Annotated in this window: 18 protein-coding genes and 1 pseudogene; 8 read left to right on the forward strand and 11 right to left on the reverse strand. The window is 39.5% G+C overall.

The genetic code is table 11. The features are described 5' to 3' along the window. Positions 1-78: 78 nt before the first annotated feature. The 4 genes from arsJ to MTF66_RS09895 all read right to left on the reverse strand — a co-directional run bounded on the left by arsJ (position 79) and on the right by MTF66_RS09895 (position 3,318). On the reverse strand, positions 79-1,299 hold the full coding sequence (arsJ, locus tag MTF66_RS09880; protein ID WP_109875106.1) for an organoarsenical effux MFS transporter ArsJ: 1,221 nt from the start codon (positions 1,297-1,299) through the stop codon (positions 79-81). A 15-nt stretch (positions 1,300-1,314) separates the two neighbouring features. Further along, positions 1,315-2,328 carry an ArsJ-associated glyceraldehyde-3-phosphate dehydrogenase gene (locus tag MTF66_RS09885; RefSeq protein WP_010389412.1) on the reverse strand — a complete coding sequence of 338 codons (1,014 nt, stop codon included), beginning with the start codon at positions 2,326-2,328 and terminating at the stop codon, positions 1,315-1,317. A 22-nt stretch (positions 2,329-2,350) separates the two neighbouring features. Next, positions 2,351-2,704 carry a metalloregulator ArsR/SmtB family transcription factor gene (locus tag MTF66_RS09890; RefSeq protein WP_008108943.1) on the reverse strand — a complete coding sequence of 118 codons (354 nt, stop codon included), beginning with the start codon at positions 2,702-2,704 and terminating at the stop codon, positions 2,351-2,353. A gap of 185 nt (positions 2,705-2,889) precedes the next feature. Next, on the reverse strand, positions 2,890-3,318 hold the full coding sequence (locus MTF66_RS09895; RefSeq protein WP_008108945.1) for an organic hydroperoxide resistance protein: 429 nt from the start codon (positions 3,316-3,318) through the stop codon (positions 2,890-2,892). Between the two features lie 130 nt (positions 3,319-3,448). Here MTF66_RS09895 and MTF66_RS09900 point away from each other — a divergent pair, with 130 nt between their 5' ends. From MTF66_RS09900 to MTF66_RS09920, 5 genes are all read left to right on the forward strand, one after another. Then, on the forward strand, positions 3,449-3,937 hold the full coding sequence (locus tag MTF66_RS09900; protein WP_008468659.1) for a MarR family winged helix-turn-helix transcriptional regulator: 489 nt from the start codon (positions 3,449-3,451) through the stop codon (positions 3,935-3,937). Between the two features lie 348 nt (positions 3,938-4,285). Beyond that, a complete protein-coding gene (gene astB, locus MTF66_RS09905; protein WP_248527122.1) occupies positions 4,286-5,632 on the forward strand; it encodes an N-succinylarginine dihydrolase in 1,347 nt (448 codons plus the stop codon). Positions 5,633-5,760: 128 nt separating this feature from the next. Then, a complete protein-coding gene (locus MTF66_RS09910) occupies positions 5,761-6,759 on the forward strand; it encodes a DUF4382 domain-containing protein (protein WP_248527123.1) in 999 nt (332 codons plus the stop codon). Positions 6,760-6,815: 56 nt separating this feature from the next. Then, positions 6,816-7,493 (forward strand): SDR family oxidoreductase, encoded by a 678-nt coding sequence (locus MTF66_RS09915; RefSeq protein WP_248527124.1) that lies wholly within the window; start codon positions 6,816-6,818, stop codon positions 7,491-7,493. A 182-nt stretch (positions 7,494-7,675) separates the two neighbouring features. Then, a complete protein-coding gene (locus MTF66_RS09920) occupies positions 7,676-9,763 on the forward strand; it encodes a bifunctional diguanylate cyclase/phosphodiesterase (protein WP_010389421.1) in 2,088 nt (695 codons plus the stop codon). A gap of 37 nt (positions 9,764-9,800) precedes the next feature. Here MTF66_RS09920 and MTF66_RS09925 read toward each other — a convergent pair whose 3' ends face one another. The 7 genes from MTF66_RS09925 to MTF66_RS09955 all read right to left on the reverse strand — a co-directional run bounded on the left by MTF66_RS09925 (position 9,801) and on the right by MTF66_RS09955 (position 19,192). Next, positions 9,801-10,598, reverse strand: coding sequence for a response regulator (locus tag MTF66_RS09925; protein ID WP_109875101.1), 798 nt, complete (start codon positions 10,596-10,598; stop codon positions 9,801-9,803). A gap of 120 nt (positions 10,599-10,718) precedes the next feature. After that, positions 10,719-13,646, reverse strand: coding sequence for a TonB-dependent receptor (locus tag MTF66_RS09930; RefSeq protein ID WP_248527125.1), 2,928 nt, complete (start codon positions 13,644-13,646; stop codon positions 10,719-10,721). A 241-nt stretch (positions 13,647-13,887) separates the two neighbouring features. Continuing rightward, entirely contained in the window at positions 13,888-14,703 is an 816-nt protein-coding gene (locus MTF66_RS09935) for a TlpA disulfide reductase family protein (RefSeq protein WP_248527126.1), read from the reverse strand. A 154-nt stretch (positions 14,704-14,857) separates the two neighbouring features. After that, a complete protein-coding gene (locus tag MTF66_RS09940; protein ID WP_248527127.1) occupies positions 14,858-15,577 on the reverse strand; it encodes a Sir2 family NAD-dependent protein deacetylase in 720 nt (239 codons plus the stop codon). A 282-nt stretch (positions 15,578-15,859) separates the two neighbouring features. After that, positions 15,860-16,105 carry a YfhL family 4Fe-4S dicluster ferredoxin gene (locus MTF66_RS09945; protein WP_055011536.1) on the reverse strand — a complete coding sequence of 82 codons (246 nt, stop codon included), beginning with the start codon at positions 16,103-16,105 and terminating at the stop codon, positions 15,860-15,862. A gap of 10 nt (positions 16,106-16,115) precedes the next feature. After that, positions 16,116-17,501 (reverse strand): tRNA 5-hydroxyuridine modification protein YegQ, encoded by a 1,386-nt coding sequence (yegQ, locus tag MTF66_RS09950; RefSeq protein ID WP_248527128.1) that lies wholly within the window; start codon positions 17,499-17,501, stop codon positions 16,116-16,118. Between the two features lie 365 nt (positions 17,502-17,866). Then, positions 17,867-19,192, reverse strand: a complete 1,326-nt coding sequence (locus tag MTF66_RS09955; protein WP_248527129.1) for a methyl-accepting chemotaxis protein — start codon at positions 19,190-19,192, stop codon at positions 17,867-17,869. 270 nt (positions 19,193-19,462) lie between these two features. Here MTF66_RS09955 and ndk point away from each other — a divergent pair, with 270 nt between their 5' ends. The 3 genes and pseudogenes from ndk to pilW form a co-directional block, all read left to right on the forward strand. Then, the gene (ndk, locus tag MTF66_RS09960) at positions 19,463-19,894 is read left to right on the forward strand and encodes a nucleoside-diphosphate kinase (RefSeq protein ID WP_008111339.1); all 432 of its coding nucleotides are present in this window, start codon (positions 19,463-19,465) and stop codon (positions 19,892-19,894) included. Positions 19,895-20,077: 183 nt separating this feature from the next. Further along, positions 20,078-21,208: a bifunctional tRNA (adenosine(37)-C2)-methyltransferase TrmG/ribosomal RNA large subunit methyltransferase RlmN gene (locus MTF66_RS09965; RefSeq protein ID WP_010389431.1), complete on the forward strand. Its 1,131-nt coding sequence runs from the start codon at positions 20,078-20,080 to the stop codon at positions 21,206-21,208. Between the two features lie 114 nt (positions 21,209-21,322). Beyond that, positions 21,323-22,222: pseudogene (gene pilW, locus MTF66_RS09970) on the forward strand (type IV pilus biogenesis/stability protein PilW); the annotation flags it as partial. Between the last annotated feature and the right edge of the window lie 318 nt (positions 22,223-22,540).

The following is a 22,540-nucleotide window of genomic DNA, read 5'->3' on the forward strand; positions in this document are numbered from 1 at the left end:
GTTTAGACCAAATTAAACAACATATTATTAATTATTTTAAAATAATATGGATAACTTAATCTCATAGCCAACGACCATTTAACTTTGCTTATTTAGTCGCAGAGTCACTAACACAACAACAAAAAGCAAGCTAACACTTACCCACAAGCAAGCTTGTAATCCATATAGTTTATACACTAATCCTGAGAATACTGTCCCAACCAGTCGACCGGTTGCATTAGCCATATAATAAAAACCCACATCTAATGATACTGCATCGCTTTTAGCAAGACTGACTATCAGGTAACTATGCAAAGAGGAATTAACCGCAAAAGCAGCACCAAAAACTAACAAACCGATGAGCAAACTAATATGAATAGCAATATTAAACTGCATGAGCACTGCTAATATAAAAGTCACCCCCGTTAAAGCAATGGCCCAGAAGTATGCCTTATTAAGCACATCGATTTTATTAGCCGAATTACCAGTTATTTTAGGGGCTTGTGACTGCACAGCTCCATAGGCAATAACCCACAGTGCCATAAAACCACTTACCCACCAATGATCCCAGTTAAACTGAGCGGCCAAATAAACAGGTAGCGCAACTACAAACCATACATCACGTGCAGCAAATAAACATAATCGCGCAGCACTGAGTAAATTAATGGCTCTGGATTTTGAAAATAACTCCTTAAATTTAGGCTTATTTTTGGCTTTACCCATATCACCTTTTAAGTAAATAAGGCTAACCAACCAAGCAACGCCTAATAAAGCAATCAGGACAAATAATGCGCCTTTAAAACCCACTAGAGTTAATAGTAACCCACCTAAAAAAAAGCCTATGCCTTTGAGCGCATTCTTTGAACCGGTTAGTAACGCAATCCATTTATATAGTTTACTTTGCCCTGTTTCGTCATCAGGCACTAAATACTTAATTGCGCTTTTAGCACTCATTTTATTCAAATCTTTGGCAATACCACTGAGCGCTTGTGCAGCCATAACGTAAAAAACGCCCAGCCAATCACTAGGTACACATAACATAGCTAGGGCAACAAGCTGTATGCCTAAGCCAATATTCATGGTTTTATTTAAGCCTAAATGCGCGCCAAGCCACCCCCCCACTAAGTTAGTGATCACCCCAAACACTTCATAAAACAAAAACAGCATAGCGATGGCAAGTGCATCATATCCTAGCTGATGGAAATACAGCACCACCAGCATTCTCAGCGCCCCATCGGTTAAAGTAAACGCCCAATAATTACCGGTAATAATTAAATATTGTTTTATCGCTTGAGGTAAATCACTAAGTTGAGCAAACATGGTTAATACCTTGGGCTAATTAACTACATCACTTTTTGCTACTTTTAGCATAAGTTCGGCGGTACGGTTTGCATATCCCCACTCATTATCGTACCAAGCATATAATTTAAGCTGGGTATTATTAATCACCATGGTAGAAAGCGCGTCAATAGTACAACTACGCGGATCGGTTTTATAATCAATAGACACAAGTGGCTTCTCTTCATAACCTAAAATCCCTTTTAATGTGCCCTCTGCAGCCTGATAAAACCACTCGTTTACTTCATCTTGCGTAACACCGTGTTCAAGCTCAAATACACAGTCGGTAATTGATGCATTAGTAAGTGGTACACGAACAGCATGGCCATTAAGTTTCCCTTTAAGCTCAGGGAAAATATGCGTAATAGCCGTAGCACTGCCTGTTGTGGTGGGAATTAAACTGGTACCACATGAGCGAGCTCGACGTAAGTCTTTATGTGGGGCATCAATAATAGTTTGGGTGTTAGTTATATCGTGAATAGTAGTCATAGAGCCGTGTTTAATACCCACTTTTTCTTGTAGTACTTTAACAATTGGCGCTAAACAGTTTGTTGTACATGATGCCGCTGTAACAATTTTATGCTCATCAGGATTATATAAATCATCATTTACGCCCATCACTACATTTAAAATACCGTCTTCTTTCACCGGTGCAGTCACTACCACACGTTTTACACCTTGAGCTAGGTAGTGATTTAATAATTCGGTGGTTTTCATCACACCGCTGGCTTCAATGACTACATCGCAATCTGACCAATCAGTATCATCAATGTTTTTATTATTAGTTACAGCAATGGTGTGTTTACCTACACTAAAGCTGTGCGCTGATGCTGTTACATTGTGTGCCAAACGCCCATGTACTGAATCAAATTCGAGTAAATGTGCATGCGTTTTAGCATCGCCAGCAACATCATTAATTTTAATAAATTCAATTTCAGGCCAATCAAGTGCAGCACGCAATGTTAAGCGCCCCATACGGCCAAAACCATTAATCCCTACTTTAATTGTCATGATAAATACCTTTAAAAGTTAATTAACAGCAGTTTGCTGCACGCTCAGGGCGGTTACCCATTGCATTGAGTCGATTTAAATCATCGTTATAAAATTCAATATTAGCGCTACGGGTTTGTGCTAGTACATTTTCAGCCCACTCTGGTAGGGCTTTATTAATACTGTAATACACCCATTGATTTTGCTTACGATCGCTCAATAAGCCACATTGCCTAAGCTGGGCTAAATGACGAGATACTTTAGGCTGGCTAAGCTCAAGGGCAGCCACAAGCTCGCATACACATAATTCTTGCTCATGGCTAATTAGCAGCATGGCTTTTAAGCGCGTATCGTCAGCTAAGCATTTATAAAACTGTAGTGGGTTGAGTTGTTCCATAGCGTCCTCGTTTGGTTTATGCACATACAATAAAACAAAAAACAAACATATGGAATAGTGAATATATGAAATTTCGAATGTAACTGAATTTATCTATTTTCAATTCATTTAAAAATATAGTAGCGAATAAAAAACACGCGATGATCACTCATGGCGTGTTTTTATAAACAATATAAAGAGGTAAATTAAATAACTGAAAGTTCTACCTCAATATTACCGCGTGTTGCGTTTGAGTATGGGCATACTTGATGTGCTTTATTTACCAGCTCTTGCGCCGCTGCTTTATCCATATCACCTAGTGATACAGCAAGCTTTACAGCAATACCAAAACCGCCTTCAATAGCACCAATAGACACTTCAGAGTTAATGTAAGTATCGCTTGGTAAAGCAACTTTTTCGCTACCGGCTACAAATTTAAGCGCACCAATAAAACAGGCTGCATAACCTGCTGCAAATAATTGCTCTGGATTAGTGCCTTGCCCATCATCACCACCTAACCCTTTAGGCGTTGATAAGTTAACATCTAAACGACCATCATCCGATTTAGCTACCCCTTCACGTCCGCCTGTTGCCGTTGCTTTTGCTGTATAAGCTACATTTTGTAATACATTCATAGTGAACTCCTAAGATTTAAAATTTTCACATTACTTACTTTGTGTGCAAAATAATAGAACAACTAAATTCTGATTGCAAATACTTTGCATGCAAACTAAAATACTCTGTATTGAAATGAAGGATAAAACGATGTCGTTTGAACAGTTAAAATTAAAAAATCAGTTATGCCATCGTTTATATATGGCGTCTAACAGCATAGCCCGTGCCTATCGAGAACCTCTAGCTGAGCTTAACCTTACCTATCCTCAGTATGTTGTTATGATGGCGCTGTGGGAACAAGATGAAGTAACCATCGCCGAACTAATCGATAAAACCGCAATTGATGGTGGCGCGCTTACTCAAATATTAAAAAAGATGACCAGCAAGTCATTGCTTAACGTTATAAAGGACGAACACGATAAGCGTAAGCGTTTGGTGCAATTGACTCACACCGGCCAATCTTTAAAACTTAAAGCTGCTGATATTCCAAAAACAATTTTCTGTAAATTTGACAGTATCGACACTAACCAAGCACAGCAATTAATGCAGTTACTCGATTTAATCGTTAGCGACTTAAGCACCCAGACTGAAGATGAAAGTGTCGATGCTAAAGACAGTCCCAAGTTAGTGCAAACCTAGCGTAAATTTATCCAATGTGGTGCTTAAGCTTTTTTATAGTTTAGTTATAAAAAATTAACTTATTGATTATTATTCATAAAATATTCAATTAACAATTGGCATACTTCTTCCTTCTCTCTTAATGACGTTAGCAACACCAAGGAAAAGTTATGTCTAATTTATACAACACTCTTTATTTTTTATGGCGCTTAGATATCACAGTGTGGCAAGTAAATGAGCCAACAAATACGCATACCACCAGTGAAAAAGAGCGTATCTATTCGCGTTAAACTATTTTTGAACAGACTTTGCAAGCTACCTCATAGCGTTGTATTGTAAAAGACTATTTAATTGGTTAGTGGAACGTGTATGCATGCTTTAGAAGTTAATTTTGACGGCTTAGTCGGCCCTACTCACAACTACGCAGGTTTGTCGTATGGTAATGTTGCTTCGTTAAATAACGCGGCGAGTTTTTCAAATCCGCAAGAAGCTGTATTGCAGGGCCTGGCTAAAATGAAAGCTATGCATGATAAAGGCTTAACCCAAGGGGTGTTTGCTCCTCATGCTCGCCCAGATTTAAATGTACTTCGCCGTTTAGGATTTACTGGCAACGATGCGCAAGTCATTAATAAAGCTTTTAAAGCTGATCCTATTTTATTGCGCGCCTGTTACTCTGCCTCTGCCATGTGGACCGCTAATGCAGCCACCATATCGCCTTCACCTGATACTAACGACGGCAAGGTACACTTCACTGCGGCTAATCTAAATAATAAATTTCATCGCTCTTTAGAGCCAAACACCACTACACGTTTGCTCAAAGCGATGTTTAATAACGAACAATACTTTGCACACCATTCACATTTGCCTGAGCAAGGTTTTTTTGGCGATGAAGGCGCAGCAAACCATACTCGGCTGTGCGACAGCCATGGTGAAACAGGTCTAGAGTTATTTGTATTTGGTGCAAGTGCCTTTAACAGTAAACTTGTTAAGCCCGTTAAGTTCCCTGCAAGGCAAACTTTGGAAGCGTCTGAAGCCATTTGTCGATTGCACAATATAAAAGATACCAGCCAAATACTATTACAACAAAACCCTGATGTGATTGACCAAGGGGTGTTCCATAATGATGTAATTGCAGTGGGTAACGCCAATGTTTTATTATGCCATCAACAGGCGTTTTTAAATCAAACGCAAGCATTAGACGATATCCGCGAAGCCTATGTAGGTAACAAACAGCTTTATATTATTGAGGTGCCAACCAGCAAAGTGAGTATTCAAGATGCCGTCTGTAGTTATTTATTTAATAGCCAACTGGTTAGCATGAATGACGATGCAATGCTGCTCGTTGCCCCACAAGAATGCCAGCGCAACCCTGCTGTAAAAGCGTATATTGAAGAGCTAATTGTTGCCGATAATCCCATAAATCAAGTGCAGTTTTTTGATTTGCGCCAAAGTATGCAAAATGGTGGTGGGCCTGCTTGTTTGCGATTACGAGTTGCATTAAACAGCCACGAATTAGCAGCGGTAAATCCTGATGTGATCTTAAATGAGCAAAAGTATACTCAATTATGTGATTGGGCTACGCGCCATTACCGCGATAAGCTTGGTGCCAACGACTTTGCAGACCCTGCTTTACTTACCGAAAGCTACCAAGCCCTTGATGAGTTAACACAATTACTGAGCTTGGGATCAGTTTATCCCTTCCAATTAGAAGCCTAAGCTTTTTTTTATAGGGGGAAGATACACAGTATTTAAATCTTCTTCCTGTAATTAATAATTTTAATTCAATTTAGGTTAAGTTTTTGTATCTATACTGAGTGATACTTTAAAGTATTTGGAAACCTAACATGAACTTAAAATCAACATTACTTAGTAGCGCCGTCCTATTAGCATTAACGGGTTGTGGTTCATCAAATGATGACTCCCCTATTACTCCTACCGATCCGCAAAAATCAACGTTCAGTTTAGGAGTTTCAGATGCGCCAGTAACAGGCTTAAAAGCGGTTAATGTAGTTTTTGACTCTATCACCCTTCGTTCACAAGGTGGCGAAGATTTTAGCTTCGAAACACGTGAAGCCAGCGATTCAACCGAAGCTGAAATGGTTAACTTATTGGATTACACTGGCGATGATATTTTTTCCTTACTAGAGGGCGAAGACGTACCTGCAGGTGAATACGCGTGGATACGTGCTGATGTAATTAATGGTGATATAAACAACCTAACCGAAACTTCGCATGTTGTTTATGAAGATGACAGCATTGCACCGTTAATCGTAAAACGAAAAGGCAATGACGGAATCGGTGAGATTCAACTTGATGGTTTTACTCTGAATCAAACGGACAACACTTTTGTACTTGAATTTGATCTTAAAAAATCGTTAGTTGCGCCGCAAAGCGGTAACGAAATAGTATTAAAACCACGTGGAGTTCGTCTTGAAAACCTTGCTGAGTCACAAGATATTGAAGGTACAGTAAGCGAATCACTTTATGCAAATTGTGAAACCGATAACATTGAGGTTGCCGCTGAAGATGGTTCATTCGGCCATGCTGTTTACTTGTATAACAGTGATGTAGAGCTACCACTTGATAATTACGAAGTCACTGAGGGTGAAACCCCTGTAGACGCACCATTAGCTACTGCAAATGTGGTACTTAACAATGAAACTAGCCAATATGAATTTGAACTAGCATTTATTACGCCTGGCGATTATCAGCTAGGTTATACCTGTAACGCGCATATTGATGATGCCGAACTACAAGATGAAGCGTTTACCCTATATCAAGTTAAGCCGGTGGCGGTTGTAGCCGGTGAAGATACCGAAGTGACATTTGATATTGCTCAGTAAGCATCAACTTTATAAATTCTAGCCCGCACCTGCGGGCTTTTTGTTTTGGAGGAACTATGACACATAAAGTAATTTTAATTACCGGTGCCTCTAGTGGTATTGGCGAGGCGACCGCTAAAACATTAGTTAATAATGGTCACAAAGTAATATTAACTGCGCGCAGTGAAGATAAACTCAATAAACTAGTTGATGAGTTAGGCCATGAAAGTGCATTTAGCGTTTCAGCCGATGCCACTCAGTTTAGCGAGCTTGAGAGTGTAGTAAGTAAGGGCATTGAAAAGTTTGGGCGATTAGACGCAGCATTCGCTAACGCGGGCATGGGTGTGTCATCAGCTGGCACCGAAAATGGCGACCCCAATGAGTGGTCAACCATGGTTGACCTTAATATTAAAGCGTTGTTGTGGACCGCAAAACTCACTTTGCCTCACTTACGTGAAAACCAAGGGCATTTTATTTTAACCAGCTCTGCAGCAGGAAGAAGACCCATTGACGGCTCTATATATGGTGCTACTAAATGGTTTGCACATGGCTTTGGTCAAAATTTAGCAGAGGAAATGAAACCATGGCATGGTCGCTGTACCACTATTGCGCCAGGTATGGTAAATACGCCTTTTTTTGATGAAGCAAAACCCGATAAGCTCGACCCACAAGATGTGGCCGATGCGGTATTATTTGCTATTGAGGCCAACCAGCGTAATAGCGTACGCGAAATCTATTTAATGCCCACCAACTAACAAGATAATCCAAAGGCCAATCTTTATTGGCCTTTGCTTTAAAAGTACTTAATTGTGCTTTGTTAAAATTACTTTCGACTAAATCAATGAAAAGTCACACATTGAAACCTCCCTTACCATGCTAAATCTCAACTTTATGTCTAATATATAAATAAAGTAATTCAATAACTGGAACCCATTTAATGGATCCCCATAAAGCCCATAATATGCCAGCCCATCAATATGTTACTAATGATCCGTTGCATCAACTATTTGATGCAGTCGATTCTATATCGGTGCAAGGTTATGATGAGCAACGGCGTGTAATTTATTGGAATAAAGGCAGTGAATTGCTTTATGGGTATTCGCAACAGGAAGCCATTGGCAAAAAACTCGAAGATTTAATAATACCCACACCAATGCGAGAGCCCGTAATTGAAGCCCATAGTAATTGGATTAAGCATGATATTGAAATTCCCGCCTCAGAGCTTATCCTCAAACATAAAGAGGGTAATGATGTGGCTGTATTTTCAAGCCATGTTATGTTTACTAATCAATACAATACCAAACAAATGTACTGTATTGATATTGACCTTTCTGAGGTTCACAAGGCACAAGCAGAAGCCACATTTAATGCCAGTATGTTGAAGACTATCTTTGAAGCCATTCCCGACTTATTTTTTGTACTAGAGCAAAATGGCATCATTGCTGATTACCATGTTAATAATAGTAAGGACCTGTATATTTCACCTGAGCAGTTTATTGGTAAAAAAATGATTGATGTACTGCCTGAAAAAGTAGCGGAAAAATTTCAAATTCATATAGAAAAAACAATAGCTCAAAACAGTATGGTCAGTTTTGAATATGAATTGAGCATGCCTGAAGGCGTAATTTATTATGAGGCGAGATTGCGCCTACTGCCCAAAAAAAACCAAATCATGGTGATTATTCGTGATATTAGCGAACCACACCGCTCAGCAGAATTGATCCGTCATCAGGCTCTCTTTGATAGCTTAACCGATTTGCCTAACCGCTTTTTGTCTTTAGATCGCTTGTCACAAATATTAATGGAAGTACAAAAGAGTCATGAAAAAGCAGCGGTGTTTTTTTTAGACCTTGATGACTTTAAAAAAGTGAATGACTCATTAGGGCATGAAGTAGGCGATAAACTGTTAATTGCAGCAGCCGCTAGATTACAGCAAACACTAAAGCAAAATGACACTGTCGGTCGATTAGGGGGTGATGAATTTATTGTTTTAATATCCAGTTTAAACGATGAAAATGATGCTTTAGCAATTGCTGAGCGGTTACTTCAAGCATTTAGAAAACCCTTCAAGCTCGAAGGCAGAGACTTAATACTGACATTAAGTATTGGTATTGCGATTTCTCCCAAAGACGGTACGTGTGCCTCGGTGTTGTTACGTAATGCCGACACCGCTATGTACCAAGCAAAAGCGATGGGGCGCAATACCTCCTCTTTTTTTACCCCGCAAATGAACGTTGCTATGCGCCGGCGTTTTGAAATAGAAGAGCAAATGCATGGAGCCCTGGAGCGAAACGAATTTGAGCTTTATTATCAACCGCAAATAGATGTAAAAACAAACACCATCATTGGCGCTGAAGCCTTGCTACGTTGGCATAATATAGTGTTAGGGGAAATCACCCCTGATGAATTTATTCCCATTGCAGAGCAAACAGGCTTGATTGCGCCTATTGGTTTATTTGTTCTTCAACAAGCCTTACGCTTTTTGAATGAATGGCAATCAATTAACCAGCAAAACTATACCATGGCGATTAATTTATCGCCGCGCCAATTCAGAGATCCGGAACTGGTTAATATAATTAAACATACTCTACATAAAAATAGCATTAATAATGAATGCTTAGAGCTGGAAATTACCGAAGGGGTACTAATGAATAGCCAAGCCTCAATTCATGATGCCTTAGTGCAAATTGATGAGCTGGGCATAAAACTGTCAATGGACGACTTTGGCACAGGCTATTCATCATTAAGTTACTTACGAGAATACCCTTTTGATGTGCTAAAAATTGACCGTAGCTTTATTGCAGGGATAACAGATAACAAGGCCGACTGTAATTTAGTAAAAGCGGCCATAGCTATGTCACACAGCCTAGAAATAAAAGTAGTTGCAGAGGGAGTAGAAACCAAAGAGCAGCTAGATTTACTCAACGAGCTAAACTGCGATATTGCTCAGGGGTTTTATTTAAGTAAGCCCTTATCTGGTGCCAAGTTACTTAATTTTTCATTACATTACTGCAAAGCGACTTAAAAGCACTTTAGTTAAAAAGTGCTTTTACAGCTGCGAGTTAGCTCATGATTTTAAAAAGCAAATCGCGCACCGTTGCAGGTTCAAATGGTTTGTCACAAATGGCATCCACCCCGGCTTGAGCAATATTAGCTAAATGAGTATCGTTGGCCTCTGAGCTGACCATCAGAACTGGAATATGTGAGTACGTATTCGATTTTCGAACGGTTTCAGTTAACTCTTTACCATCCATTTCTGGCATATTGTAATCTGTAACAATTAAATCGAATGATTGATTATTAAGCATTTCAATCGCTTGTTTACCGTCTTCAGCCTCTACAGGTTCAGGAATACCCATTCCCGCTAGCACTCGTATTATATGTTTTCGTGCAAAGCGACTGTCATCAACCACCAACACGCGAAGTAAAGTGACATCAAAGTGCTCTAGTTCCACCTCTTGCTCGCTAATAATATCCAGAGTCGCTTTAAGCGCACGGGTGATCTCGTCGGCATTAAACGGTTTAGGTAAAATAGCTAATACGCCCGATTGCCTAAGTTGCTCTAAATGGCGCTTATTACGTTCGCTCGACACCAGCATAAACGCCTGCTGCTCAGTATTACTGTTACTGCGTATTGCCTGTAATAAAGAGTCTGCAGTACCGTCGCTAAAATACATACTGCTGATCACTAAGTCAGGGTGATACTTTGATAAAGCGGCCAGCGCATTTTCTTGAGTGCTGGCCGTTTCAATTTGTGTAACACCACACTGAGCCAGTGATTTTTTTATTAGCTTTTGTTGCACTTCAGAAGGCTCAACTAATAAAATAGATAAGTTGGCTATTGCCGTTAAATCACTCATTTCAATCCTGTTAATATTAATTAAATAATTTTTATAATGCTCATTATAAAGTAATAACTTACAAGAAAAAGCTAAAACAGCAACAAAACAGCTTGTTTACCTAAACTCAACAAACTCAGCTTAAAAACGATAGTTTATGCCCGCATAATATCGTCTACCCGAATAGCTTGAGTTTAATAACCGAGACTCTGTGTCATTACCTAGGCGCTTTACCGACTCAGATTTAGTTAAATTTATCACAGCGGCTGTTAGGCTCAAGTCTTCTAATAAAGTAATTGATGCATTTACATCAACTTGCTCGTATGGGTCTTGATACACGTTTAAACCACTATTTAAACCCAACACGGTTTCACCCCGCTTGTTGTAAGAAGCACGAATATTAAAAGCATCTCCCTCATAATATATCGAGGTATTGTACTGGTACTTAGCACTGCCAATTAAAGGCGATTTACCAAACTCTTTACCATCTACTTCTACATCGGCCTTATTGGTTTTGTTATAAGTGTAGTTTGCGTAAAAACCAAAACCACTATCAAAGGCATGCTGTATAAATACTTCAGCCCCTTTAGATACGGCATCAGTGCCATTGCCTACAGTGCTATATGGCGACACAGTAATATTTCCCGAATCAACTATGCCCTCTTTACCTGCAAAATCTTGTTGTACGTCAATAACTAAAGGAACAACAAAATTATCAACAGTTTTATGAAACAGTGCTAAACCAACAGCAGAGCCTTCGCTGTAATAATATTCAATAGATAAATCAGCTTGCACCGACTCAAACGGTTTTAAGTTTTTATTACCGCCACTGCCACTAAAACCTGGAATTTCATTAAATTCAGCTCTGTCGTCGGCCCACTCATCTGAGACAAACGTAATGCGTTGTTGTGCGCCTAAATCGGCATAATCAGGGCGAGACATTACTTTTGCAATCGCGCCGCGCACAACAATATCTTCGCTGGCATCCCATGCAATATTAAAGCTAGGTAAAATTTGGGTATCGGTATTCTCTTGAGTAATGAGTTGATAATCTTCAACAAATCTATCGTCTCCGGTTACCGCCTCCCCGCTTTCATCGTCAGTATGATCCAGCAAATAGGTGTATAGATCGGTTGATGATGTCATGGTTTTCGTGCGTACAACACGTACCCCTAGATTACCGCGCACGCTATCAAATTCAAAATCACCTTGTAAATAAAATGCCGCTATTTGCTCTTCAATATCATAAATGAAATTATCTTCTTTACGCGTATACGGAACATAATTACTGGTCACAATATCGCGGTATTTATCCCAATCAATGCCAGGCATTTGGTTTATGTTAAAACCACCCGTAATATTACCTTCGTTGATAAACACATCTTGTGCTAGTGGCATACCGTTATTCCACTGGTAACTATCAAAGCGTGTGATCCCACCCTTACTGGCTTCTGCTGCGGCAATATCAAAATTAGGATCTAAAAAGAAGGTATTACCGGTTTCGCGGTGAAGCGTAGCTTCTCGATACTTAACCCCAGTTTTAATTGTTCTTAAAATGCCCCAATCGGTATAAATATCAAAATCAGCTTGGTAGTAATCTTCTTCAAGTTCACTACGCACAAAACTTGAATTTGACGAACCCGGATCGCGCCCACCACCCACACCATTGAGTAAGTTAGCTAACGTATTTGGATCTATATTTAAACTAATATCGTTCTCATTAATTTTCCAACCCGCTGTTTGCGCGGCATTTTCTATGCGGTTTTCATTTTCACCCGCGTTAGAACTTTTATAGGCTGCTTCCCAACTCTCTTTCGGGCCACCTTCAGAACGTGTATTACCCGCCACAAAACGGGCTTTGAAGTAATCACCTTCGTAGGTTAAGTTGAGATCAAAAGTGTCAGAGGTTGACTCTTCACGTACATAGCTGCCTCGCATCCACGGCAATTGCATATCATTTTCTATGCCACTTGCAGCTGCATCAAATTGCATTCCATTAACTATCGTGCCCGACTCATCCAAACTTACATCGGTTAAAAAGTCAGGATTTAAAGACCACTCAGGTATATCAATCACCGACTCAGTTCTATTTTTATCAAGTGAAAATCCAAAATAGTTAAAACCAATTTCTACTCGGCTAGTTGGGCGCCACTGCGTGCTAAATTGTACCCCTTCTCGCTCACGTAATTCGTTTACAATTGAGCCACGAACCACTTGAGGGAACCAGACATTGTCATAGTTATTGCCCCGAGCATCGCTTATTGAACCCCACTGATTATTATTTTCAACCGGCGCGCCATTAACATCAACCGGGTTTTCACCAATAAAGCGCCACACATTTGCATCGGTGCCACCCGAAAGAGTTCGGTTAGTGCGTTTTTGTGAGGTGTAACCAAACAACACACCAAAAGTATCAGCATCGTTCTTCCAAGAATAAAGTGCGGTTACTTGCGGCTCAGATTCTTCAGTCACATCGGCATAAGTGCTTTCAATATTAATCACCCCTGAGTTTGCATCCATGCTTAGCGGCTTACGACTATGCATTAATACCGTGCCGCCCACTCCACCTTCATCTAAACGTGCCTCTGGTGATTTATACACTTCCACGCTTTCAATCATGGCTGAGGGGAGTAATGCATAATCAAACGAACGAGATGGCTCGCCTGGTGATGACGCAATAAAATTACCATTTAACTGAGAAAAGGTGAGTTCAGATGATAACCCTCTAATACTTACCGATGAGCCCTCGCCTCCGTCACGGTCAATCACTACCCCTGGTACGCGTTGTAATGAGTCTGCGACATTTTTATCAGGGAACTTACCAATATCTTCCGCTGTAATCGCATCAACCACAGAGCTAGACAAACGTTTTATATCTAAATTAGCCGCCATACTGGAACGGATACCGCGTACCTCAATTACTTCCATATCTTTACTTTTTAATGCTTTATCTGCTGCTTCATCCGCATATGCATGATTAATCACAGACAAAATAGACATACACAGAGTTGATTTAATAAAAAGTGGGAGTGAGTGATGTGAAGCGTTGGTTTTCCGATGAGCGGTCATAGTTTTAACAGTTCCATTTAAAATACAGTTAATACTTAAAGATGATCGTACTAGCTAAAGATGGTACGAAAAAAGTAGCTGTATTTTACATAACCAAGCTTAATAGCTTGTTAATGCAAACTGATGAGTAACTGAATACCTTATCAATAAATAGCCAATTCAAATATAAACAAGAAGTTAAGCAGCAAAATAACTATTTAGCTGCTTAAGAAGGAGTAACTAGATCAAACAACAAACACTATTATTTTTTATCACTAATAGCCTGAATATAATAGCCTAAACTCGCATGAGAAAGCTCACCCATATGGCTGGTAACTAACTCTCCTTGGCTATTATAAAACAAGGTGGTTGGTAAGCCTGCAGCACCTGATTCGCGACTCACATTACTGCTTTGATCAAAAAATACATGATTAAGATCGAGTTGCTGTTCATCAAGGAACGCTTTTACCGTGTGTAAGTCCTCACCTTGATTGACAAACGCCACTGTAATGTTTGGGTTATTTTTTTGAGCCGCTTGTAACACCGGCATTTCTTTTCGACACGGCGGACACCACGACGCCCAAAAGTTAATAACCACCGGCTTACCTTTGAAGTTTTGTAAGTTAATTTGCTGCCCTTGAATATTATGCACAACAGACTGCGGTAACTGCACACCCGTTTGATAAATAGACAGCGCAAAGTTAGGAATAATCATTGAACAAAAACCAACAAACCCAGCAATAGCGTAGTTTTTCATTACCGTTTTTTTACCACGCGCATAAAACGCTAAAACCACTATACCGCTGAGCCAACCATAATAACCAATAAAGCCACCGTCGCTAATATTAAAAAGCTGCCACCAGTTACCTTGATAGGCATCCCACATGGTAAACACAAACGCTAAACGCGAGACTAGAAAGCCCACAACAATCGCTTTAAAGACTGTGTCTAAAATCGCTTTTTGTAATGGGTGTTGACGCGTCAATAAATAGGTAAGCCCCCAGAAAATGCCTAACCCTAAAAAAATAATTAACTGTGAAATAGAAATAACCAAAGGCCCAAGAGAAATACTTAACATTGCTACCGACTTCTTATAATGTATTTAAGTACCTAAAATAACGAGTACCAGCGTGAATTAAATGCCAACAATAACATAATGTAAGCTGTACTGATTATTAATAACGCATAATAAATTATGTATACCAGCAGCAATATATAACCTAGTTACCTAGTTAACCTTGTTGCTGTATGTACTCCAATGCAGTCATTTTTTTATAACTTACATTTGAGTGCAGTACATGAGTAGGTTCAGGGTCAACAATTTCAATTGGAATAGCATAATTACGTGCAATCTCTAGTGCCATTTGGGTAATGTTTACACTAAAAGAGGTCCCCATAAATACCATTTTATCAGCCGTAAGCATCCGCGATTGTGCTTCACTAATACGATAAAGCTCAGTGTAATATTCATCAAATAACAATACAAAGGGCTTTAAAGAATGATTAAGCTTTGGCTGATGGTTTTCAATATTGAATAACTCAAGTAGAGAGCGATGTAAGTTGCTCTCATCAACATTACTCCATAGCGTCGCTTGTGGTGTGACATCATCACCCTGATGATGAAACAGCGTCATTTGATCAAGCCGACCATGAATCGCAATGTAATCTTTATTACCCGCCTTACCATCAAGCCCATCAATATTTTGAGTTATTAAGTTTTTATCACTAAGCCAATGATGAACTTCGTTAGGACCATGATGACGATAAGTTGCAAAGCGATGATAATACCAAGCTAAAAACTCACTTGGATTATTTTCATACATTGCACGAGTGGCCATTTCCATCGGCGTATAATTTTTACTACCAATGGTCCAAAAACCATCTTCACCACGAAAAGTAGGAATACCACTAGCAGCACTTACTCCAGCACCTGTAATGTATAATGTATTCATAAAGCCATCTCTTATTTTCAATAAACCTATAATACTTTATGACACTGTATATTTGAGGCTTCACTTTTTTTGCTATTAAATTATTTTAAGCTACGGCCATTAACTTAAATAAACACGGGTACCAAAGAAACTCTTTATACTTTTAGTTTCGCTCAAGTGCACTACAAAGCCTTCTTTAATTGTTGAGATATTGAGAACTATAACAACAATCACAGCAACTAATTAGTTACAATGCACTTAGCTTTCTAATAAAAACAGATCGTTAATCTACTTATTGAGCAACTAACCTACCAACCTCACATACTTTTCAGCCAGTTCGTCCACACTTTCTCGATGATTAGGATCGGGCTTTATGCAGTCAATGGGGCATACACTGACGCACGTTGGCTTGTCGTAATGACCTACACATTCTGTGCATTTTTCAGGGTCTATTTGGTAAATTTTAGCGCCCATATAAATTGCTTCATTTGGGCACTCTGGATCGCACATATCACAGTTAATGCATTTGCTATTTATGAGTAGAGCCATGATTTAACCGTTAAACAGCTTGTTTGAAAGGATTGCGGGTGTCTTGGTTTTCATCCAAGTTGCGCATCAGTATGGCGTGCTCTAAATCGATAGTGTCAGGCAGTGGAATTTTTACGATATGGCCAGAGCCTTTAGCATCAGTAATACTTTCGCCTTTTTTGTTTTCCATACTCTCAAGGGTAAAGCTAATATTGCCTTTTGGCGTCATTAGCTCTAATGAATGACCAACACAAAATTTATTTTTTACATCTATTTCAACTAAACCATTAACATTACGACCAAGTACTTCACCTACAAATTGCTGCTTGGTAGAAACTGAATGGCCGTATTCGTAATTCTGATAATCTTGGTGGGCGTGGCGCTTTAAAAATCCTTCGGTGTAACCACGGTGCGCTAGGTTCTCAAGAGTTTTGAATAAATCAGCATCGAATGGTCTACCTGCAACGGCGTCGTCAATCGCTTTACGATACACCTGAGCGGTACGCGCAACATAATAAAATGACTTAGTACGCCCTTCTATTTTTAAGCTATGCACCCCCATTTTTGTTAGCTGCTCTACGTATTGCACGGCGCGTAAGTCTTTTGAGTTCATGATATAAGTACCATGCTCGTCTTCAAATGCGGGCATGTATTCACCTGGGCGGCCTTGCTCTTCAAGCATAAATACATCGTTACTTGGCGCGCCTTCACCTAACGTAGGTATAACCGTTTTAGGATCGATTTTATGTACCATTTCACCGGTTTCGTTCTCAGTGCCAGGTTTAACATCGTATTCCCAACGACACGCATTAGTGCACGTGCCTTGGTTAGGATCGCGCTTATTAATATAGCCTGAGAGTAAACAGCGCCCTGAATAGGCCATACACAGAGCACCATGGACAAATACTTCTAGTTCTGTTTCTGGGCATAAAGAGCGAATTTCACTTATTTCTTCAAGCGATAACTCACGAGATAAAATTACCCGTTCAATCCCCTGCTTAGCCCAAAATTTTACGCTTGCAAAATTAACTGCATTGGCTTGAACCGACAAATGAATTGGCATATCAGGCCATTTTTCACGTACTAGCATTATTAAACCCGGATCGGACATGATCAATGCATCCGGCTTCATAGCAATTACTGGCTCTATATCACGTAAATACGACTTTACTTTCGCATTGTGTGGGGCAATATTAGACACTACATAAAACTTTTTATTTAGCGCATGTGCTTCGTTAATACCTAGTTGTAATGTATCTAAATCAAATTCGTTGTTGCGAACCCTTAAACTGTAACGAGGTTGGCCTGCATAAACAGCGTCTGCCCCATAGGCAAAGGCATAACGCATGTTTTTTAAGCTACCTGCTGGGCAAAGTAGTTCAGGAATAAACGGGGTTGAAGAAGTAACTGCTGACATGTGCGCTCCATACATCGAACCGAGTTCAAGTCGGTTGCATGAATAATTATACCAACCCGCAATAATACTTAATCATTTTACGGGGCTAAACGTGTCGCTACCTGCGTTAAAAAAATCTCATTTACGACTGCATGGATGCAGAAGGTAGAGCAATGCAGGAGCAATTGCCGAGAACAACTAAATAGCAAGTTTTTTGCCTAGCTATCAACACGTTTTTCCAGCCTCAAAATAGACCACTTAATTAAGCGAATTGGTATCAAGGAAAATAAACCGCGCAAGTATAATGAGGGGGCAAAAGAGAAACCTTGATCAAGATCATCAAAATTTCTCTTCTACGATAATAAATGAAGAGCAGCAGATTTAAGTTATTTTTTACTGCTTAATTGGTTCGAGAATTGACTAACGGCATCAACAACTTGTTGCGCGCCTTTTTTAATATCACTCATTACATCACCAGATTCTTTGGAAAGGTCTAAGCCTTGTTGCGCTTTATTTTTACCTTGCTCAATTACAGCAACGGTTGATTGAGTTAAATTTTGGTTTTGCTGTACAACATCCACTATTTCTTCGGTAGCTTTACTGGTTCTTGAAGCAAGTAAACGCACTTCATCAGCCACCACAGCAAACCCACGGCCTTGCTCGCCAGCACGCGCGGCCTCAATAGCCGCATTAAGCGCCAATAAATTAGTTTGATCAGCAATGCTGCTAATACTCTGCACTATGCTCGCAATAAGTTGCGATTGTTTATCTAATGCTGAAATTTCTTGAGCAGCTTGCTCCATTTGTACCGACAATTCGTTCATAACCTGTACAGTTTTTTGTACCACCTCCGCGCCTTTATCCGCGTTATTGTCAGTTTCGATAGAGGTGCCATGCGCAATATTTGCCGCTTGCTCTGTAGCCAGTTCTCTTTCTACTTGATCAGTGATCACCGTGGCAAATTTTACTACTTTGTAGAGCTCATTGGCTTCATTAAAAATCGGATTATATGATGCTTCTAACCACACCTCATGACCGTGCTTATCAATACGTTTAAATCTGCTCGCAATAAACTCACCATTGCGCAACCGTTGCCAGAAGACTTGATACTCTTTACTACTCGCTTCTTGCTCATCACAGAACATGCCATGATGTTTGCCCACCACATCTTGTCTTGAATAATTCATACTTTTTAAGAAGTTGTCATTAACACGCAGAACCATACCCTGAGTATCGAACTCAATAACCGCTGTTGAACGATGCAATGCTTTGATTAAATCTTCGTTTTCTCTTGAGCTTTCAATTATTTGTGTAAGCACAGTGCAATGCAGGGTTAAATACTCAAGCTGACCTTGCTCATTTTTTATTGGGTGTAAAATACAGCGTAACCAATCTCGTTGTCCGTTTTCGTGGGATACTTGAATAGCGCCAGCAAAATGTTCGGCTTTACTTAACGCTTTTTTAAAGGCATGAAAATCAGCGTTATTTCTCGCATTTTCTGAAATGAAATCTAAAATGTTTTTATTAATTATTTTATTATTTGAGTAGTTAAACTCTCGCTCAAAGTTTTTATTTTGTCTTAAAATAGCGCCTTGTTTATCAAGCTCTAATACCAGCATTTCACTGTCTAAACTTTGCTTAACCTGCTCCCTCACTGAAAGCTTACTTTGTAAATCAGCAATTTGAGTTTTTAAAGGTTGGTTAAAAAACATATTTTTACCTTAAAGTTTGCATGTATTCTTCATGCATTTGGAGTCGATAGACGCATTGATAATCGCTATGACTAAAAAAATACAAATCAGATGTGGCACTAATTTATAAACTCATATTAACGTTATAGCCACTTTTTTAGTTCAGTTAAGTATAGGTTGTTAAATTAAAATATTCGTCAACGTAGAATAAATTAGGTTTTTTTTACTAAAACGCGTATAATTCGCGCCCGTTAATATTCAACCTTTTATTTAAATTATTGGAGCACAAAGATGGCTTTAGAGCGTACTTTTTCAATCGTAAAACCTGATGCAGTTGCTAAAAACCACATCGGCGCAATCTACAACCGTTTCGAAACTGCGGGTCTTAAAATCGTTGCAGCTAAAATGGTTCACCTTTCACAAGAGAAAGCTGAAGGTTTCTACGCTGAACACAGCGAACGTCCTTTCTTTGGCGCTTTAGTATCTTTCATGACTTCTGGCCCAGTAATGGTTACCGTTCTTGAAGGCGAAAACGCTGTTCTTAAAAACCGTGAAATCATGGGTGCTACTAACCCTGCTGAAGCACTAGCTGGCACTTTACGTGCAGACTACGCTGATAGCATCGACGAAAATGCGGTTCACGGTTCTGACGCTGTTGAATCTGCTGCTCGCGAAATCGCGTACTTCTTCGCTGACGAAGAACTTTGCCCACGTACTCGTTAATTCGAGTTCACAGCTAACCCTGTGATGCAAAGTATGAAAAGGGCTTTCGAGCCCTTTTTTAGTCATTAAGTAAAGTATTAACCGTTTATTTATGATGTTTTACTTAATGATTATAGTGGATGAATTGTGTACAATTCGTCCTTGTAAATTTTTACCATCACCGCCACCGATTGAGGTTGTTACATGACCGAGCAAAAAAAGATTAACTTATTAGATTTAAACCGAGATGCAATGCGAGAGCTATTTGTATCATTCGGTGAAAAGCCATTCCGTGGCGATCAGGTGATGAAATGGATTTATCATTTTGGCGTAGATAATTTCGACGAAATGAGTAACGTAAACAAAAAGCTAAAAGAAAAGCTTAAAAATGAATGCGAAATTGTTGCACCAGAAATATCAGTTCGCCAACAAGCCAGCGACGGTACCATCAAATACGCACTCGTTTTAGAAGGCGGTCAAGAAGTTGAAGCAGTTTGGATCCCAGAAAAAGATCGCGCCACGCTATGTGTATCTTCTCAAGTGGGCTGTGCACTAGAATGTACTTTTTGCTCAACAGCTCAACAAGGCTTTAACCGTAACTTAAAAGTGTCTGAAATTATCGGCCAAGTATGGCGAGTAGCCAAAGATATTGGCCTTGATGGCAACAGCGAAAAACGTCCTGTCACTAACGTAGTGATGATGGGTATGGGCGAGCCGTTACTTAACGTTAAAAACGTGGTACCTGCAATGGAATTAATGATGGACGACTGGGGCTTTGGTTTATCTAAACGCCGCGTTACATTAAGCACTTCAGGTGTGGTACCTGCCCTTGATTTATTGAAAGAAAAAATAGACGTAGCACTGGCAATTTCATTGCATGCGCCAGATAACGCCCTGCGTGATATTTTAGTACCGATCAATAAAAAATACCCAATTGAAGAGTTTTTAGCTGCGTGTCGTCGTTACATTGACGGTTCAAAAGCCAACAAAGATGTGACTATTGAATATGTAATGCTTAACGGCGTTAACGATAGTACTGATCAAGCTCATGAACTGGTTAAAACGTTAAAAGGAACACCCTCTAAGGTAAACCTTATTCCATTTAACCCATTCCCAGGTAATGAATATACTCGTTCAAGCAACAGTCGAATTGATCGCTTCTCTAAAGTATTACAAGCTGCGGGGATTACCTGTATTGTTCGCCGTACTCGTGGAGATGACATTGACGCTGCCTGTGGTCAACTAGCTGGCGATGTTGTAGACCGTACGAAGCGTATGGCGAAAAAGAAAATGCGTGATGACAATGCAATTGCAGTGAATATTCATCAAGCCTAATTTTTTGAGTAATCAAGAGCCTTTGTGATATATCGTTTATTTTTAAATAAATGATGCAACACAAAGGCTTTGAGGTAAGATAGAGGTTATGGATATAAATAAAGAGACAAAGTAATGCGATCTTTACTTACGTTAGCACTATCAACACTGTTTTTAAGCGGTTGTGTTACCGAGAATAGTTACAACGGCAGCGATAAACCGGTCCTCGAGAATAAAATTAATAACGATGGTGCAGCTCGCACGCGCATAGCATTGGCATTACAGTATTTAAATACAGGCAATAACTCTCAAGCGAAATATAACTTAGAGCGTGCCAGCGAGTACGCCCCAAACTTACCCGAAGTACACTACTCTTTAGCATACTATTACCAACAAGTTGGCGAGAACGGATTAGCCGACAAAGCCTATCAAAAAGCGTTGGCCATTAAGCCAAATGATCCTAACACCTTAAACAACTACGGCACGTTTTTGTGCAGTATTAATGAATATGACCGCGCCACCGATCAGTTTTTAAAAGCGATTGAAATACCTAGTTATATTCGTGTAGCGCAAAGCTATGAAAATTTGGCTCTATGTGCCATTGAGTTTAACGATTTCACCAACGCCGAAAGCTATTTTCAGCAGGCACTAAACCATAGTTCACAACGCGCATCTACATTAATAAGTTTAGCAGCTCTGTATTATGCAAAAAGTGACTTGTACAAAGCAAGCAACTTAATAAAACGTTATGACGATACCGCGCAAGTTTCTTCTCGCGCTTTGTTGCTTGGCTATTTGGTTAAACAACGAATGGGTAAAATTGAAGAAGCAGAAAAAATTGCGACAACCTTATTACAAACCTACCCTAGTAGTATGCAAGCTAACGCTATTCGCGATAACCAGTTAAGACGAACAGAATTTGAAGTACTACGTGAAAAATATCGCCAAGCACAGTTAGATGAATTACAAGAAAGCAATAATAACAATCAAATTATTGCTGAGCCGAAAATAAAGGTTATTCGTAAAAAAAGCCCAGTACCGGCTTCAAATAGCGAAGCGTCTGGTGAGCAAACAAAAAAAATACGCTAGATAATTACACACCTTTTAGCTGTAAACCAAAATAAAGCACAAAAGGTGATGTGCAAATGCTTGTTTTAGGGGAAAGCAATTTAGCATTTCAGTGTGATACAATGCTAGACTACTACGAATAAGGTGTATTAAAGGACTTAAAAACACATAAATTTTATCTAAACACGGTATAGTTTTTAAGATATTGAATGTAGTCCCTTTTTATAGTGCGCCTTAGCAACAAGAATTAACGAATACCAAAAAATAAAAACGAAGTCTTACTCT

The sequence above is a fragment of the Pseudoalteromonas sp. 2CM39R genome (assembly GCF_023161845.1).